Below are 17080 nucleotides of genomic sequence, written 5' to 3' on the forward strand. Positions count from 1 at the left end.
GTTATGAATTTATTGTTGTGCGCTATTGTAATTTTAGGCGCAGGTACATTGGTGATTAAAAAGTTTAAAGCACAAACAGTATTGTTGTTAGGTGGCTTAATCATGATGCTAGGGGCGTACTTCCTTGGCTATACAACAGAGTTTGTAGATGCGAAAAAAGGAACAGGCATGATGTTCTTTGATGCTTTTGAGTGGATTAATAATACTACTGCAAAGGATGCAGCAGGGTTGGGTCTCATGATTATGACATGTACTGGCTTTGCTAAATACATGGATCATATTGGTGCTAGCTCTCGCTTGGTTACAACTGCGATAAAACCTTTGCAAGCGATGAAAGCTCCTTATTTAGTATTATCTTTAACATTCTTATTAAATATGTTCATGTCCTTGGTAATCCCAAGCGCATCTGGTCTAGCTATGTTGATGATGGTGACCATCTTCCCTATTTTGGTGCGTTTAGGCGTAAGCCCGGTAGGGGCAGCGGCAGCGGTAGCTACTGGCCATTTGTTGGACATTGGACCAGCCTCTGCCACAAGCTTATTAGTGTCTAAAACAGTGGGCTTAGGAGTAGAAGAATACTTCGTAGGCTATCAATTGAAAGTATACATTATCTGTGGTATTGTGACAGCTATTGCGCATTACATATGGCAACAATATATGGATAAAAAATCTGGTCATGTTCCTTCCGAAGTTGTACATACAGAACCACAAGAAGAAGTAGCAGTAGGACCTCTTGCGTATTTAATATTGCCATTCTTACCACTTGTATTTATGTTAGGATTTAGTAAATATGGTATTGCAGGCATTAAGATGAATGTTAACTTGGCTATGTTCCTAAGCTTATTCATCGCCATGATATTTGAATTGATTCGCTTACGTGATTTCCGAAAGGTAGCTGCGTCTATTCAAACTTTCTTTAAAGGTATGGGGGACCAATTTACCAATACGGTAACATTGATTGTAGCAGGGGAAACCTTTGCATTCGGCTTGACATCCTTAGGAATTGTGAATGAGTTTGTAGCATTCATTAAAACCTTCTCTATCCAAGCAGATATGGTGGGTGTTATCGTATCTGTGATTATCTTAGTATTGAGCATTGTTATGGGCTCTGGTGTAGCATCTATGTTTGCATTCTCACCATTAGTGCCAAATTTTGCTAAAGAATTAGGTGGTAATGCGATTACCATGCTACTAGGTATGCAAAATGCGGCCTCTGTTGGACGTTTGTTGAGCCCAATTAGTGCGGTTATGATTGCAGTAGCTGGTGTGGCAAATATTTCTAGTTTTGATTTAGTAAAACGAACTGCAGTGCCAGTATTGATTACATTCATTACCTCTACGATTTGTATTTTAATTTTCCATTAATGAGTGAAAGAGGCATAAGATAGGGATTGATTATAATTCCTAAGTATTTGATAGAAATTAAATATTGACGATGAGTGGTCTTTTATGTATTATAGTTGTACAAGACTATTACCCCCTGAGGGTGAATAATGGAATCGTTAATAACATGAAGTACCTAACGTGTAAGTATTCGTACCTTACTCGTTAGGTTTTTCATTCCTATGAAAGTAATGAAAAAAAGATGTACTTCATGATAGATATAGAAAAGGCCAAAACAGATGAGAATACAACAATTACAATATTTAGAAAAAATTGCAGAAAAAGGATCTATTAATGAAGCGGCTAAGGAATTATATTTATCCCAACCTAGCTTATCCAATGCGGTAAAAGAACTAGAACACGAAATGGGTGTTCAACTATTGTTGCGTACTAAGTCAGGGGTAACCTTAACCCATGATGGACGTGAATTTATGATTTATGCTCGACAAGTTCTAGATCAAATTCAATTATTAGAAGAGCGATATAAATCGAATACCAAACGAAAAGAACATTTCTTTATTTCTGCTCAACATTATGCCTTTGTGGTGCATGCTTTCGTAGAGCTTATAAAAAGTGTAGATACTGATGAATATCAATTTGGTTTGCGGGAAACAGAAACACAAAATATTTTTGAAGATTTAGCTACTTTCAAAAGTGAATTAGGTATTTTGTATTTGAACAACTTCAATCGTCAAGTGATGGAGAAATTATTTAAAGAGTATAAATTGACATTTTATCCATTATTTGAAGCGGAACCACATGTATTTTTGTGTCGTGAACATCCATTAGCGAAACAAGATAAAATTACACTAGAAGAATTAGAAGACTTCCCATACTTAAGTTATGACCAAGGGGAAGATAACTCATTCTATTTTTCAGAAGAAATTTTAAGTACTTTAGACAGAAAAATGACGATCAAAGTATCGGACCGTGCTACAATTTTTAACTTAATGGTCGGCTTAAATGGATATACCATTAGTTCTGGTATTTTGAGTCGTGAGTTAAACGATGACAAGATTATCGCTATCCCATTGGATGTAGAAGATACGATGACTATGGGGTACTTAATGCCACATATGCTAGAACCAAGTCCGATTGCGAAAAAATATTTGGAACTATTGAAAGAACATATTCGCAACTATGGTTTTGAAATAATGGAATGGAAAAAGAAATAAATTTTCTAATAGAATATGAGAAAGTGAACAGAGGTATGCTGCTGTAGGCGTACCTCTGTTTTATATTGAGAATAAATTTTAATTATGTGGTAAATAACTTGTGGTAATAAAATAACAGTCTATTATGAGATAACTGTTAACTATTGTGTTGATGAGCTTGTAAAATGCAATAAAGATATCTTATGATAACTGAAGTTTATGTCAACGTGAAATGTTGTTATAGTCTGTAAATGACGTTCTATTCTTTCAGAAAACAGTTTATAATCAAGGTATAACTTTATATTCGCCTTACTGGTGCCGCAAGGCTTAATAGGGAAGCTTGGTGAAAAGCCAACACGGTCCCGCCGCTGTAAAGGGGAGCGAAACTTCATGTAACGTCACTGGGAAACTGGGAAGGCGAAGCGTAGCGAAGATCCTGAGTCAGAAGAACTGCCGTAAGAAGCATGTCGTTAGATCCGCGAGAGACGGGTAGAGATGGTTTTGCGCTAAGTGCATACGCTAAATCATAACCTACCGTTTTCCATCGAAAACGGTTTTTCTTTTATGAATGGTAGTTATATCTTTCAGTAAAAGACTAGGTAGGGTGATGAGTTATAGGGTTGGGTAGGGTATACCCATTTTCTAATTGTTTATTTTATTTTTATGAGAGCTGCAACGATTACATAAGCTATTAGAATCTCTATGATGAGGCAAATCTCACTAGAAAAGTGGTTTGAGTAAGGGAACGTATGCCTATGTGGTCAGAGAAAGGAAGCTAGACTATGGGACAAGACAAGCATCATGAACCACAAGTTCACGAAGAACAGTTTGAGCTACCAGACGTATCGTTTGATGAGTTTTCTATCCCTACCTACGAGGAGTGGAAAACGACGGTAGAAGGTATCTTGAAAGGGAAAGATTTCCAAAAAAGTATGTATACAAAAACATACGAAGGAATTACTTTACAACCAATGTATTGGTTGAGCGACCAAGAAGGATTGACTCAAAACTTGACATATCCTGGTCGTGATAGCAATTTACGGGGAGCGAAAGCTAGTGGATATATCCATACACCTTGGACAATTGCACAACGTTGTGACGGAAAAACAATTGCTGACATGCATGACATGTTACAATTTGAATTAGATAAAGGTAGCACAGCTATCAGTTTCACGCTAGATAGTGCTACACGGAAAGGACAAGATGCTACGAAAGCTGAAGCTAAGGATGTGGCTGATGTAGGGGTATCCTTGTCCACTGTAGAAGAAGTGGAAGCTTTATTAAAAGGCATGGACTTAACTACAAAAGAATTAGATATTCGTACAGGTGCTAGTAGCGTATGCTGGGCGGCTGCTTTACATGCACTTTGCGAATCCCGAGGGGTGGATGTGAAATCCTTGTCCGGTATGATTGGGGCAGATCCAATTGGTATTTTGGCACAAGACGGTCATTTACCACGCCCTATGGATGAATATTTTGACGATATGGCACATACCATTGCTTGGGCATCTGCACATGCACCACAATTGCGCACAGTGTTGGTAGACACAGATGTGTACCATAATGGCGGTGGCAATGACGTACAAGAATTGGGCTTTGCAATGTCTACAGCTGTCACATATTTGCGTGAGATGGAACGTCGTGGTATCGATGTGAAGACATTTGCAAAACAAATTCGTTTCCATGTCAGTGTAGGAGCTAATTTCTTCATGGAAATAGCTAAACTACGTGCTATAAAAATGGTATGGGCTCAAATTATTGAACATTGTGGCGGTGATGAAGAAGCGAAGAAAATTAACTTGTTCGTAAGTACATCTCACTTTACACAAACTGTATTTGATCCATATGTAAACTTATTACGTGCTGGTTCTCAATCCTTCTCCGCAGTAGTAGGTGGTATGGATGGTATGTTTGTACGACCTCTTGATGGCTGCATTCGTCCAAGTGATGAATTCTCTCGTCGTATTGCCCGTAATATTCAAATCATGGAGCAACAAGAGTTCAACTTCATTCAACCAGTTGACCCTGCCGGTGGTAGCTGGTACTTAGAACCATTGACACAAGAATTGACTGAAAAATCTTGGGCATTGTTCCAAGAATTAGAAGGTAAAGGTGGCATCTTAGAAACATTAGTATCTGGTGAAACGCAAGAAGCCGTGGATGCTATTTTACAAAGCCGCTTTAAAAACTTGGCAACCCGTAAAGATCGTGCCGTTGGTAGTAACATGTATCCAAACATGACGGAAGAATTACTAGAAGTACCAGTGGTAGATTTTGAGGGTTTACGCCAAGCTCGTGTACAAGCATTAGCGGATGTAGGTACTGCAGATGCAGCTACATTAGCGCTTAAAAAATTACAAGAATCCGACTTTAGTGAAATTGGTTCTTTGGTAAGTGCTGCGTATACTGCATTAGTAGCGGGCGCTAGCTTTGGACAAGTTTTTGAAGCCTTAGCAGATGGCAGTGAAGGTATCACTGTGAAAGCAATTCTATCTCATCGTTGGACAGAACAATACGAAGAATTGCGTATGCGCACTGAAAACTTCAAAGAAACACATAATGGGGACAATGTTAAAATCTTCTTGGCTAACATGGGTCCAATTCCTCAACATAAAGCGAGAGCCGATTTCGTTACTTCTTTCATGCAAGTAGCTGAATTTGATGTGCTTACAAATGATGGATTCCCAACTGTAGACGAAGCGGTAGCAGCTGCCTTAGCATCGAATGCAGATGTGACAATCGTATGTTCCACTGACGATACATACCCAGAATTGGCACCAGCAGTGACAAAAGCAATCAAAGCCGCTCGCCCAGCTATGAAAGTATTCTTGGCAGGGGCTCCATCTCCAGAGTTGAAAGAACTTTGCGATGCAGCAGGCATGGATGATTATATTAGTGTACGCTCCAATTGCTATCAAACATTATTAGCAATGCAACGCGAGAAAGGAATGATGTAGATGATTCCGGATTTTAGAAATATTCCTTTTACAGCTGCTAGCCCAAAAGCATCCGATTTAGATGCATGGAAAGAGCAATTACAAGCTGAAACTGGCAAGTCCTATGATGACAACTTCATTCGTACTATGGAACAAATCGATGTGGGTCCTGTGTATGATGCCTCCATTTATGATCAATGTAACCATTTACAATATGTAGCGGGTATTCCTCCGTATCTTCGTGGACCATATGGCACAATGTATGTACAACGTCCTTGGACAGTACGTCAGTATGCAGGTTTCTCCACAGCGGAAGAATCCAATGCCTTTTACCGTCGTAACTTAGCGGCAGGCCAAAAAGGTTTGTCTATCGCCTTCGACTTGGCTACTCACCGTGGTTATGACTCTGACCACCCTCGTGTAGTCGGTGACGTTGGTAAAGCCGGCGTTGCGGTAGATTCTATTCTAGATATGGAAATCTTGTTCTCTGGTATTCCATTGGACCAAATGTCTGTATCTATGACAATGAACGGCGCCGTATTACCAGTTATGGCCTTCTATATCTTAGCTGGTGAAGAGCAAGGCGTAGATAAATCTGTTATGGCAGGTACGATCCAAAATGATATTTTGAAAGAGTTCATGGTGCGTAATACTTACATTTATCCACCAGCAGCTTCCATGCGTATTATTGGTGATATCTTTGCCTACACATCTAAATACATGCCTAAATTCAATAGTATTTCCATTTCTGGTTACCATATGCAAGAAGCAGGTGCTACAGCGGATATCGAATTAGGTTACACATTGGCTGACGGATTAGAATACTTGCGTACTGGTGTAGCAGCGGGTCTTACAGTTGACCAATTCGCACCGCGCTTATCTTTCTTCTGGGCAATGGGTAAAAACTATTTCATGGAAATTGCTAAAATGCGTGCAGGCCGTATGTTATGGGCTAAAATTGTTAAATCCTTTGGTCCGAAAAATGTTAAATCTATGGCATTGCGTACGCACTCCCAAACATCTGGTTGGTCTTTAACAGAACAAGATCCATTCAATAACATCACTCGTACATGCATCGAAGCGATGGCAGCAGCCTTGGGGCATACGCAATCCTTGCATACGAACGCTCTTGACGAAGCGATTGCATTGCCTACAGACTTCTCCGCTCGTATTGCTCGTAATACGCAATTGTATATCCAAGATGAAACGAATGTATGTAAAGTTATTGACCCATGGGGTGGTTCTTACTATGTAGAATTCTTGACTAACCAATTGATCCGTAAAGCATGGGCTCATATCCAAGAAGTTGAAGCTTTGGGTGGTATGTCTAAAGCGATTGATACAGGTCTTCCAAAAATGCGTATCGAAGAAGCGGCAGCTCGTCGCCAAGCTCACATTGACTCCGGCAGTGAAAAAATCGTTGGTGTTAACTACTTACGCCTTGATAAAGAAGATCCACTAGATATCTTGGAAGTAGACAATACAGCTGTACGTTTGGCACAGATCGAACGCTTGAAAACATTGCGTGCTAATCGTGATAATGACAAAGTACGCAGCTGTTTGGATGCGATTACAAAAGCGATGGAAACAGGAGAAGGAAACTTGCTTGAATTAGCCGTAGAAGCAGCTCGTGCTCGTGCCTCTAAAGGTGAAATCTCTGATGCGGTAGAAAAAGTATGTGGCCGTCATAAAGCGATTATTCGCTCTATTTCTGGTGTATACAGTAGCGAATTCAGCGATGACGATGTGATCACAGAAGTACGTAGCATGACTGAAAAATTTGAAGAAAAACATGGTCGCCGTCCTCGTATTTTCGTAGCGAAAATGGGTCAAGATGGTCATGACCGCGGAGCTAAGGTAATTTCTACAGCCTTCGCAGATATGGGCTATGACGTAGATATCGGGCCTTTATTCCAAACTCCAGAAGAAGCAGCGAAAGATGCCGTAGATAATGACGTACATATCGTAGGTATGAGTTCCTTAGCAGCAGGTCATAAAACACTGATGCCTCAATTATGTGAAGAACTTAAAAAATTAGGCCGTGAAGATATTATGGTAGTTATCGGTGGCGTTATTCCAGCTCAAGATTACGATTATCTCTATGAGCATGGTGCCGCAGCAATCTTTGGACCTGGTACCATCATTCCAGTATGTGCTAAAAAAGTTCTCGAATTATTAGAAGAACGCTTAGAAGAGGAAGAATAATCTAATTAGACGATTCTATACTCGCATATAAGTAAGACATGACACGTAGTCAGTGCCTCGTGCTACTTTGTAGCTGGCTACTGATTGCGTGTTTGTCATATTCGAATCGGTGAAAGGAGGGTGTCTTATGAGTGATGATACCTATAAGCCTTCTTGGGTTCCTGAGGAGAAAGATGATAAATTTGCATGCCGTGTCATGCGTGGAGTGGATGGTGGTCATGATGGAATGGACGCACATACCCATGCACCACAAAAGCCGGTAGCGCCTAAAGTAGTGAAGCGGAAAAAATTGACCGTCGATGACTATGTAGAAGGGGTGTTAGCAGGGAATCGTATGATACTTTCACGGGCTATAACCCTCATTGAAAGTAATGCAGCAGCTCATTTTGAAATGGCACAACAAGTCATCCAACGTTTGTTACCGTACACAGGTAAATCCACCCGTGTAGGCATTACAGGGGTGCCTGGGGCTGGTAAATCTACCTTGATTGAAGCGTTAGGTACAAAACTGTGTCAAAACGGACATAAAGTAGCCGTTCTTGCGGTGGATCCATCGAGTACAGTGACAGGTGGTTCTATCCTAGGGGATAAAACGCGGATGGAACAACTTTCACGGGAGCCGAATGCATTCATTCGCCCATCCCCATCAGGTGGCACTTTGGGCGGGTTGACTCGTAAAAGTAGAGAAACCTTGCTGTTATGTGAAGCGGCAGGGTACGATACAATCCTAGTAGAAACCGTAGGGGTCGGACAAAGTGAAACGACAGTACGTTCCATGGTAGACTTTTTCTTGCTCGTAGTGCTTACTGGCGCTGGTGATGAATTGCAAGGCATGAAAAAAGGTGTTATGGAATTAGCCGATGCTATAGTGGTTAATAAAGCTGATGGTGACAATTTACAACGGGCAAAAGTGACACGCCAAGAATACGAACGTATTCTATGGTTTATTCGTGATGCCACGGAACAATGGACAACCCATGCCTACACATGCTCTGCTTACACTGGGGATGGTATCATGGAGTTATGGCAAGGTGTCATTGAAAAATTCATGGAACAATGTAAAGGTAATGGAGTGCTACAAGCACGTCGCCGTGACCAAACTTTATCGTGGGTATATTCTATGGTAGAAGAACATTTACAAAACTTGTTCTATCGTGCACCAGAAATTGTATCTTGCCGTGGAGGCATTGAAGATGCGGTTATTGAGGGGCGTTTAACTCCTACATTGGCGGTGCAACAATTTATTAATACATTTACACAAACAGCTTTGGGGGATCAAGCAAAGAATACCCCATTATTTGAGCTGAAATAAAATAGAAACAGGAGGGGGAACTCTCCTGTTTTGTGCTACTGAGGGCTAAATCCTAGTAGATTTTAGGGTATATGAATTTTGAAAGATACATAATGAAAAATATTTGATAAAAATCTACATGTGTGACAAAAGTAACATAAAAACAATATAAATGTATATTCTATATGGATGTGTAAAATTTTATTAGAACTTAAAAGAATAGAAAGATAAATGGCATATGCCTTTCTTTTCACAAGCCTGAATATTTGTTATAATATGGTGAAAAGTTTATGAATACATAACTAGTATTGTTTACACTATGTGAGGTGCATAATAATGAGTTTCGAAAGTCGATTCCAACATCTTGATCGCCGTGCCCCTATTGCTGAGGATAATGTGGCGATTATTCATGATTTAGAAAAATGTAAGAACTGTACTCTTTGTCGTAAAGCATGTGCTGACACTATGAGCGTACTTGATTACTATGATTTGGAAGCAACAGGAGATAATCCTATTTGTATCCAATGTGGTCAATGTGCGGTAATTTGCCCATTTGGTGCAATGTACGAACGTACAGAATTAGATAAAGTAAAAGAAGCCATTGCAGATCCAGAGAAAATTGTGGTTATCCAAACAGCGCCAGCTGTTCGTGTATCTATCGGTGAAGAATTTGGATTTGAGCCTGGTACATACCAAGAAGGCAAAATGGTAGGTGCTCTTCGTGCGTTAGGTGCTGACTATGTAGTAGATACTAACTTTGGTGCGGACTTAACCATCATGGAAGAAGCAAATGAACTATTAGAACGTAAATTACATGGCACAGGTCCATTGCCACAATTCACTAGCTGTTGTCCAGCATGGGTAAAATTCTGTGAAACATTCTTCCCAGAATACGTATCCCATATTTCTTCCGCTCGTAGTTGTATTGCTATGGAATCTGCTATGGTAAAAACATATTTTGCAAAAAATATGAACATTGATCCTAAGAAAATTGTATCCGTGTCTGTCGCTCCTTGTACTGCTAAAAAAGCGGAAATTCGTCGTCCTGAGCAAAACAATGCGTCTCGTTACACTGGTGAAGATTTAGGTCCAGATACAGATATCTGTATCACTACACGTGAATTTGCACAATGGATTCGTGAAGCAGAATTAGATTTTGCCGCAGTAGAAGACTCTGCATACGATAAATTCATCGGTGCTGCTACTGGTGGCGGTGTTATCTTCGGTAATACTGGTGGTGTTATGGAAGCAGCGATGCGTGCATCCTACAAATTCATCACTGGTGATGAACCATCTCCAGCTCCACTTCTTAACTTAACAGATGTGCGTGGTATGGACGGTGTGAAAGAAGCAAGCGTAGAAATCGGTGGACATACCATCAACGTGGCTGTGTGTCATGGTGGTAAAAACATCCGTGAATTCTTGAACGAATTGAAAGCATCTGGTAAAACATATGATTTCATCGAAATGATGGCATGCCCAGGCGGCTGTATCGGCGGTGGTGGACAACCACGTGCTAAATTACCAGTGGCTAATAAAGTAAAAGGTGAACGTATTGAAGGTCTTTATAATTGGGACTCCAACATGAAGCTTCGTTCTTCCTATGAAAACCCTGAAATTAAAGATGCATACGCTAATTTCTTGGAAAAACCATTAGGACACATTGCGCATGAATTGTTACATACTACCTATGTAGATCGCAGCGGTGACTTAGGGGCTCGTAAAGACGTAACTCCTGAAACATGTCCAACATCTCCAAAATTTAAAAAGCCGGAATAATTTAGTTAGTAACTTCAACTCCGGTGAGTCAGCGAATGTGTAAGTTGGTTTGCTGCTGAACGAAGTTATTATATAGTCATCTAAGGATGACAACATACTGCAAGACGAAAAGACTCTTATGGGGATCATCCCGTAAGAGTCTTTTCTATTCTATATATACTCTTGTACATTTTCCGTGTTGGGTGTATAATAGTTTTTATCTAAAATACAAATCAGTGAGTATTCATATAATGTGAAGGGCTAGAAGGATAGATATACGTATACTTTCACGGCTTTCACAGGTATGAAATAGTAGGAGGACAGTATGGCAAAGATTGATATGAATAATTTAGATTTTAGTTATAAAGAAACGCCATTCCGTTATGTGTCTAATTTCAAGGATGGTCAATGGGATGAAGGCGGTTTGACGGATGAGGCGAATATTGTCCTCAATGAATGTGCTGGTGTATTCCAATATGCGCAAACAATTTTTGAAGGTTTGAAAGCGTATTACACGAAGGATGGTCATATTGTGTGTTTCCGTCCAGATTTAAATGCACAGCGTTTGCATGATTCTGCAAAATATCTTGTGATGCAACCATTTCCAACGGATCGTTTTATCGAGGCTGTGAAAGAAGTAGTAAAAGCGAACCAAGACTTTGTTCCTCCATACAGCACGGGTGGTAGTTTGTATCTTCGTCCATTCTTGATGGGTACGAACAGTGTTATCGGTGTTAAACCGGCAGATGAGTTCCAATTCCGTATTTTTGGTACTCCAGTAGGGGATTATTTCAAAGGCGGTGTGAAGCCATTAAAAATCCAAATTTCCGATTTTGACCGTGCAGCACCACATGGTACAGGTCATATTAAAGCGGGTTTGAACTATGCTATGAGCTTGCATGCTCTAGAAGCAGCCCATGAAGCAGGGTATGCAGAGAATATGTATTTGGATCCACAAACTCGTACAAAAGTAGAAGAAACTGGTGGAGCGAACTTTATTTTCATCACGAAAGATGGCAAATTAGTAACGCCTAAATCCGATAGTATTCTTCCATCGATTACACGTCGTTCCTTGATGTATGTAGCTGAACATTATTTGGGCATGACCGTAGAACATCGTGAAGTGTATAAAGAAGAATTGAAAGACTTTGCTGAATGTGGTCTTTGCGGTACAGCGGCTGTTATTTCTCCTGTTGGCATGGTGCATACAAAAGAAGAAGATATCTTCTTCCCAAGCGGCATGGATGAAATGGGACCAACATTAACAAAATTGCGCGAAACATTACTTGGCATTCAACATGGTGAAATCGAAGCACCAGAAGGCTGGATTGTTCGCATCGTATAATAGAATACTTTTACAATGACGTAAACGCATGGTTACCTTGGGGTAGCTATGCGTTTTTGTATATTCCTATATAGGGAGATATGAAAGTAGTATGAGATGGTCCAAATTTAAGAATACATGTATACATAAGTAATGTGTATTGAAATATACAATAATTTTTGCTAGTATAATATACAGTTCTATATTCTATAGAATAATAACTATTATATATAACTGATATACACTGAAGTTATGTATTAAGATAAGAATCTAATTCTTACAGAAGAAAGATCAAAAAGGTACATACTCATCCGGTTTATAGTTAGACAGCTATACGTATAGTCAAAAAGCATAGGTGAATTAGAACTTTCAGTATATGTATGCCTAGTGTTAAGTACGCTAGTATAGTGATAGAGAGCCTAAAGGAGGAGAGGGTTATGATGGAAATGAGTACCATTGCAAAACAACATGAGGAGCAGCGACATTTGGAAGCAAATGGTTTGTATAGTTCCCAATTTGAAAAAGATGCGTGCGGCATGGGATTTGTGGTGAATATTAAAGGTAAAAAATCCCATGATATTATCGACGACGGCTTGCGTATTCTTGAGCGATTGGAGCACCGTGGTGGTGCTGGCGCCGATAAGGATACTGGCGATGGAGCGGGCATCTTAGTGCAAATTCCACATGATTTTTTCCGCCGTGAGTGCGAAGTGTTAGGTATCCATTTACCACCTGCTGGTGACTACGGGGTGGGTATGGTCTTTGCTCATAAGTATGAAACATTACGGAATGAGCAAAAGCAAATCTTAGAAGAAGTAGTTCGTGAAGAAGGTCAAATTGTATTGGGCTGGCGGGAAGTTCCGGTAGACTCTACAGCAGTTGGTCATGAGGCGGCATTAATTCGTCCTTGGATGATCCAAATTCTTATCGGTAAAGGTCAAGATGTGACAAACCAAGCGGAGTTTGAACGCAAATTATATATGATTCGTAAAATTGCAGAAAAACGCATCGTCCCATTGAGCAAAGAAATGAGTAGCGATTTCTACATTGCCTCTTTGTCTTCTAAAACGATCGTCTACAAAGGTATGTTGACACCAGTGCAATTACGAAACTTTTACCTAGATTTGAACGATTTAGATTTCACCTCTGCCTTGGCGATGGTTCATTCTCGTTTCAGTACGAATACATTTCCAAGTTGGGCACGGGCCCATCCTAACCGTTATTTAGTACATAATGGGGAAATCAACACCATTCGTGGTAATGTGAACTGGATCAATGCTCGTGAAGGAAAAGCAGAGTCGCCATTGTTCCCAGATATTAAAAAAGTGTTCCCTGTTGTTGATGATACAGGATCTGACTCTGCCATGTTCGACAATACTCTTGAGTTCTTGCATATGACAGGCCGTAGCTTACCTCATGCGATTATGATGATGATTCCAGAACCATGGGAACGCAATACCTTGATGAGCCAAGAAAAACACGACTTCTATGAATTTAATAGTTTCATGATGGAACCATGGGATGGTCCAGCGGCAATGGGCTTTACTGATGGGACTGTGATCGGTGGTGTCTTAGACAGAAATGGCTTGCGTCCAGCTCGTTACTATGTGACAGCAGATGACCGTGTGATTATGGCATCCGAAGTGGGCGTTGTAAATGAAGCAGATGATATGATTCGTGCCAAAGGCCGTTTAGAACCAGGTAAAATGCTATTAATCGACACAGAAGAAGGTCGCATCATTTCTGATGAAGAAATCAAACACCGTGTGGCTACAGAACTTCCTTACAATGAGTGGGTGAAAGAACATGTGATCCACTTGTCGGAGATTCAACAAGCTACGGAAGAGAGTATCCCTGAGGTAGGGGACTTGTTCATGCAACAACAAGTATTCGGCTATACCCAAGAAGATTTGGTACGCATGATTATCCCTATGGCAAAAGATGGGAAAGATCCTGTAGGATCTATGGGGGCTGATGCGCCGCTAGCAATCTTGTCGGACAAACCACAAATGTTATACTCCTATTTTAAACAGCTTTTTGCACAGGTGACAAATCCCCCAATCGATGCTATCCGCGAAGAAATGGTGACATCCACACGAGTGATGCTCGGAAATAGCGGTAACTTGACGGACCCTAACAAAGTGGGCACCTATGCAGTATCCATGCGGACACCTATCATGACGAATCAAGAATTGGCAAGTATTAAACAATTGGACTGCCGTCGCATGAAATCCGTGACCTTGTCCATCTTGTTTGACCCAGCCAAAGGTGCTGAGGGTATGAAAGAAGCCTTAGACCGTTTGTGCAAGGATGCAGAGGAAGCAGCTCGCACAGACCAAAATGTGTTGATCTTGTCTGACCGTGGCGTGGACGAACACCATGCGCCGATTCCAGCTTTATTGGCAGTGGCAGCGGTGCACAATCATTTAATTAACACTGTATTACGCACGGAAATGGGCTTAATCTTAGAATCTGGGGAACCTCGTGAAGTGCATCATTTCTGTACACTCTTAGGCTATGGCGTAACGGCCATCAATCCATATGTGGCATTAGCAACAGTACGTGACTTACAAGCCACCAACCGATTGGGAGACCTTACACCAGAGGAAGCAGAAGCAAACTACATCAAGGCCTCTGTGTCGGGCATTATGAAAGTGATGTCGAAAATGGGTATTTCCACTGTACGTAGCTACCATGGGGCACAAATCTTTGAGGCATTGGGATTGAATACGAACTTTATTAGTACCTACTTCCCGAACACACCGACACGCATTGGTGGTATCGGCTTAGGTGGCGTAGCTCATGAAACATTGGAACGATTCCAACGGGCTTTCAAAGAAGATGTGAAAGTCCTTGAACCAGGTGGTTGGTACGGACCTATGAAAGATGGGGAAGAGCATTTATTCAATCCAGATACGATTAAGTTATTACAAACATCCTTAATCGAAGGGGATTACAATAGATACAAAGAATATTCCAAAATGATTCGAAATGATTACCATGTGACCTTACGGAGCTTGATGGAATTGAACTTCCCTGTAGGTGGCGGTATTCCTGTGGAAGAAGTAGAACCAGTGGAAGACATTGTGAAACGCTTTAAAGCTGGCGCTATGAGTTACGGTGCTATCAGTAAAGAGGCCCACGAAACTATTGCCATCGCTATGAACCGTTTAGGATCTACATCGAACTCTGGGGAAGGCGGCGAAGATACAAGTCGCTTTGTTCTCGATGCCAATAGAGATAATCGCAATAGTGAAGTAAAACAAATTGCATCAGGTCGCTTTGGGGTAACAACGAATTACTTGGTACATGCGAAAGAATTACAAATCAAATGTGCCCAAGGAGCGAAACCAGGTGAGGGCGGTCAATTACCGGGTAAAAAGGTATATCCAGAGATTGCCAAAGCTCGTCACTCCACACCAGGTGTAGAACTGGTATCTCCGCCACCACATCACGATATTTACTCCATCGAAGACTTGGCAGAGTTGATTTACGACTTGAAATGCGTCAATCCAAGTGCAGCGATTTCCGTAAAATTGACCTCAGAAGCTGGGGTAGGTACCATTGCCGCAGGGGTAGCCAAAGCGAAAGCAGACAGCATCCTCATCTCCGGCTACGATGGTGGTACTGGCGCAGCAGGTCGTACATCTGTAAAACATGCAGGTGTGCCATGGGAATTGGGCCTTTCAGAAACGCATCAAACCTTGATGTTGAACCGTTTGCGTGACCGTGTACAGCTGGAAGTGGACAGTAAACTGATGACTGGTTATGATGTGGCGATCGCAGCCTTGTTGGGAGCAGAATTATTCGGATTTGGTACCTTGCCATTAGTGGCAGTGGGCTGTCGTATGGCACGGGTTTGCCATATGAATACATGTCCGTATGGTGTGGCCACACAAGATGAGAAATTGCGTGCTAAGTTTACAGGTAAACCAGAATATGTGGAAAACTTAATGAAGTTTATCGCCCAAGAATTGCGTGAAATCATGGCTCGTTTAGGTATCCGCAGTGTTCGTGAGTTAGTAGGTCGTATTGACTTAGTACGCCAACGCTCACAGGACGATAATTTCAAATTGTCTCGTGTGGACTTGAAACGAATCTTGTTCAAACCATATACAGATGCGTCTGTGGGACATTTACACAGCATCGACCAAGACCATGAATTGGAACGCACCTTGGATATGAAAAAATTACTTCGTATGTGCCGTCCTGCCTTGGATGATCAAAAACCAATTCGTGCCAAATTGGCTATCAGCAATGTGAATCGTGTAGTAGGTACCTTAGTTGGTGGCGAGGTGGTTCGTCGTTACGGTGAAACGGGCTTGCCAGAGAATACTATCAAATTGAATTTCGTTGGTTCTGCAGGTCAAAGCTTCGGCGCTTTCATTCCGAATGGTATGACATTGGAACTTGAAGGTGATGCCAACGACTATCTTGGCAAAGGCTTGTCTGGTGGTACTATCATTGCGTACCCACCAAAAGCTGCTACCTATGAGGCGCATGAAAACATCTTAATCGGTAACGTGGCATTCTATGGGGCTACTTCTGGTACTGCCTATATCAACGGTGTGGCTGGGGAACGGTTCTGCGTTCGTAACAGCGGTATTACCGCCGTTGTAGAAGGTGTAGGTGACCACGGTTGCGAATACATGACTGGTGGTGAGGTCCTTGTCCTTGGCCGTGTGGGCCGTAACTTTGGGGCTGGCATGTCCGGTGGTTATGCGTACGTCCTTGATTTAGATGGACGCTACTGTAATACAGGACTTGTGGAACTTCGTAAAACTAGTGAAAGTGATTTAGCACGGATTCATGAGCTAATACGACAACATGTATTGCATACAAACTCTAAACAAGGTCGACATATGTTAGAAAACTGGGTATTGTACAAAGATCGCTTTACGAAAATCGTGCCAACAGCTTACGAAGAAATGGAGCAAAGTATCGCTCACTTCCAAGAGGAAGGCATGGCATTAGAAGAAGCACAATTAGCAGCATTTAAAGCAAAATATATGAGTGGAAAATAGAGGGT

Annotated in this window: 8 protein-coding genes and 1 riboswitch; all 8 genes read left to right on the plus strand. The window is 41.3% G+C overall.

Going from position 1 to position 17080, the window contains the following annotated elements; genetic code table 11:
* Positions 1–3: 3 nt before the first annotated feature.
* The 8 genes from dcuC (at position 4) to gltB (ending at position 17075) form a co-directional block, all read left to right on the plus strand.
* On the plus strand, positions 4–1365 hold the full coding sequence (dcuC, locus tag HMPREF9200_RS00630) for a C4-dicarboxylate transporter DcuC (protein ID WP_009352810.1): 1362 nt from the start codon (positions 4–6) through the stop codon (positions 1363–1365).
* Positions 1366–1622: 257 nt separating this feature from the next.
* Positions 1623–2558: a LysR family transcriptional regulator gene (locus HMPREF9200_RS00635; protein WP_009352929.1), complete on the plus strand. Its 936-nt coding sequence runs from the start codon at positions 1623–1625 to the stop codon at positions 2556–2558.
* Positions 2559–2833: 275 nt separating this feature from the next.
* Positions 2834–3010: riboswitch (cobalamin riboswitch) on the plus strand.
* Positions 3011–3319: 309 nt separating this feature from the next.
* Positions 3320–5494, plus strand: coding sequence for a methylmalonyl-CoA mutase family protein (locus tag HMPREF9200_RS00640; protein WP_009352986.1), 2175 nt, complete (start codon positions 3320–3322; stop codon positions 5492–5494).
* The gene (gene scpA, locus HMPREF9200_RS00645) at positions 5495–7678 is read left to right on the plus strand and encodes a methylmalonyl-CoA mutase (RefSeq protein WP_009352889.1); all 2184 of its coding nucleotides are present in this window, start codon (positions 5495–5497) and stop codon (positions 7676–7678) included.
* Between the two features lie 127 nt (positions 7679–7805).
* Entirely contained in the window at positions 7806–8990 is a 1185-nt protein-coding gene (meaB, locus tag HMPREF9200_RS00650; RefSeq protein WP_009352979.1) for a methylmalonyl Co-A mutase-associated GTPase MeaB, read from the plus strand.
* A gap of 315 nt (positions 8991–9305) precedes the next feature.
* A complete protein-coding gene (locus tag HMPREF9200_RS00655) occupies positions 9306–10748 on the plus strand; it encodes a [FeFe] hydrogenase, group A (RefSeq protein ID WP_009352988.1) in 1443 nt (480 codons plus the stop codon).
* A gap of 304 nt (positions 10749–11052) precedes the next feature.
* The gene (locus HMPREF9200_RS00660) at positions 11053–12072 is read left to right on the plus strand and encodes a branched-chain amino acid aminotransferase (RefSeq protein ID WP_009352867.1); all 1020 of its coding nucleotides are present in this window, start codon (positions 11053–11055) and stop codon (positions 12070–12072) included.
* Positions 12073–12491: 419 nt separating this feature from the next.
* Complete coding sequence (gene gltB, locus HMPREF9200_RS00665) at positions 12492–17075, plus strand: glutamate synthase large subunit (protein WP_038144380.1); 4584 nt, start codon at positions 12492–12494, stop codon at positions 17073–17075.
* The last annotated feature ends 5 nt before the right edge of the window (positions 17076–17080 follow it).

This window comes from Veillonella sp. oral taxon 780 str. F0422, from assembly GCF_000221605.1.
Classification (GTDB): domain Bacteria; phylum Bacillota; class Negativicutes; order Veillonellales; family Veillonellaceae; genus F0422.

What these genes read in the sequence shown, in the direction of transcription:
- dcuC (WP_009352810.1), top strand. Translation starts at nt 4, where the DNA reads ATGAATTTATTGTTGTGCGCTATTGTAATTTTAGGCGCAGGTACATTG.
- HMPREF9200_RS00635 (WP_009352929.1), top strand. Translation starts at nt 1,623, where the DNA reads ATGAGAATACAACAATTACAATATTTAGAAAAAATTGCAGAAAAAGGA.
- HMPREF9200_RS00640 (WP_009352986.1), top strand. Translation starts at nt 3,320, where the DNA reads ATGGGACAAGACAAGCATCATGAACCACAAGTTCACGAAGAACAGTTT.
- scpA (WP_009352889.1), top strand. Translation starts at nt 5,495, where the DNA reads ATGATTCCGGATTTTAGAAATATTCCTTTTACAGCTGCTAGCCCAAAA.
- meaB (WP_009352979.1), top strand. Translation starts at nt 7,806, where the DNA reads ATGAGTGATGATACCTATAAGCCTTCTTGGGTTCCTGAGGAGAAAGAT.
- HMPREF9200_RS00655 (WP_009352988.1), top strand. Translation starts at nt 9,306, where the DNA reads ATGAGTTTCGAAAGTCGATTCCAACATCTTGATCGCCGTGCCCCTATT.
- HMPREF9200_RS00660 (WP_009352867.1), top strand. Translation starts at nt 11,053, where the DNA reads ATGGCAAAGATTGATATGAATAATTTAGATTTTAGTTATAAAGAAACG.
- gltB (WP_038144380.1), top strand. Translation starts at nt 12,492, where the DNA reads ATGGAAATGAGTACCATTGCAAAACAACATGAGGAGCAGCGACATTTG.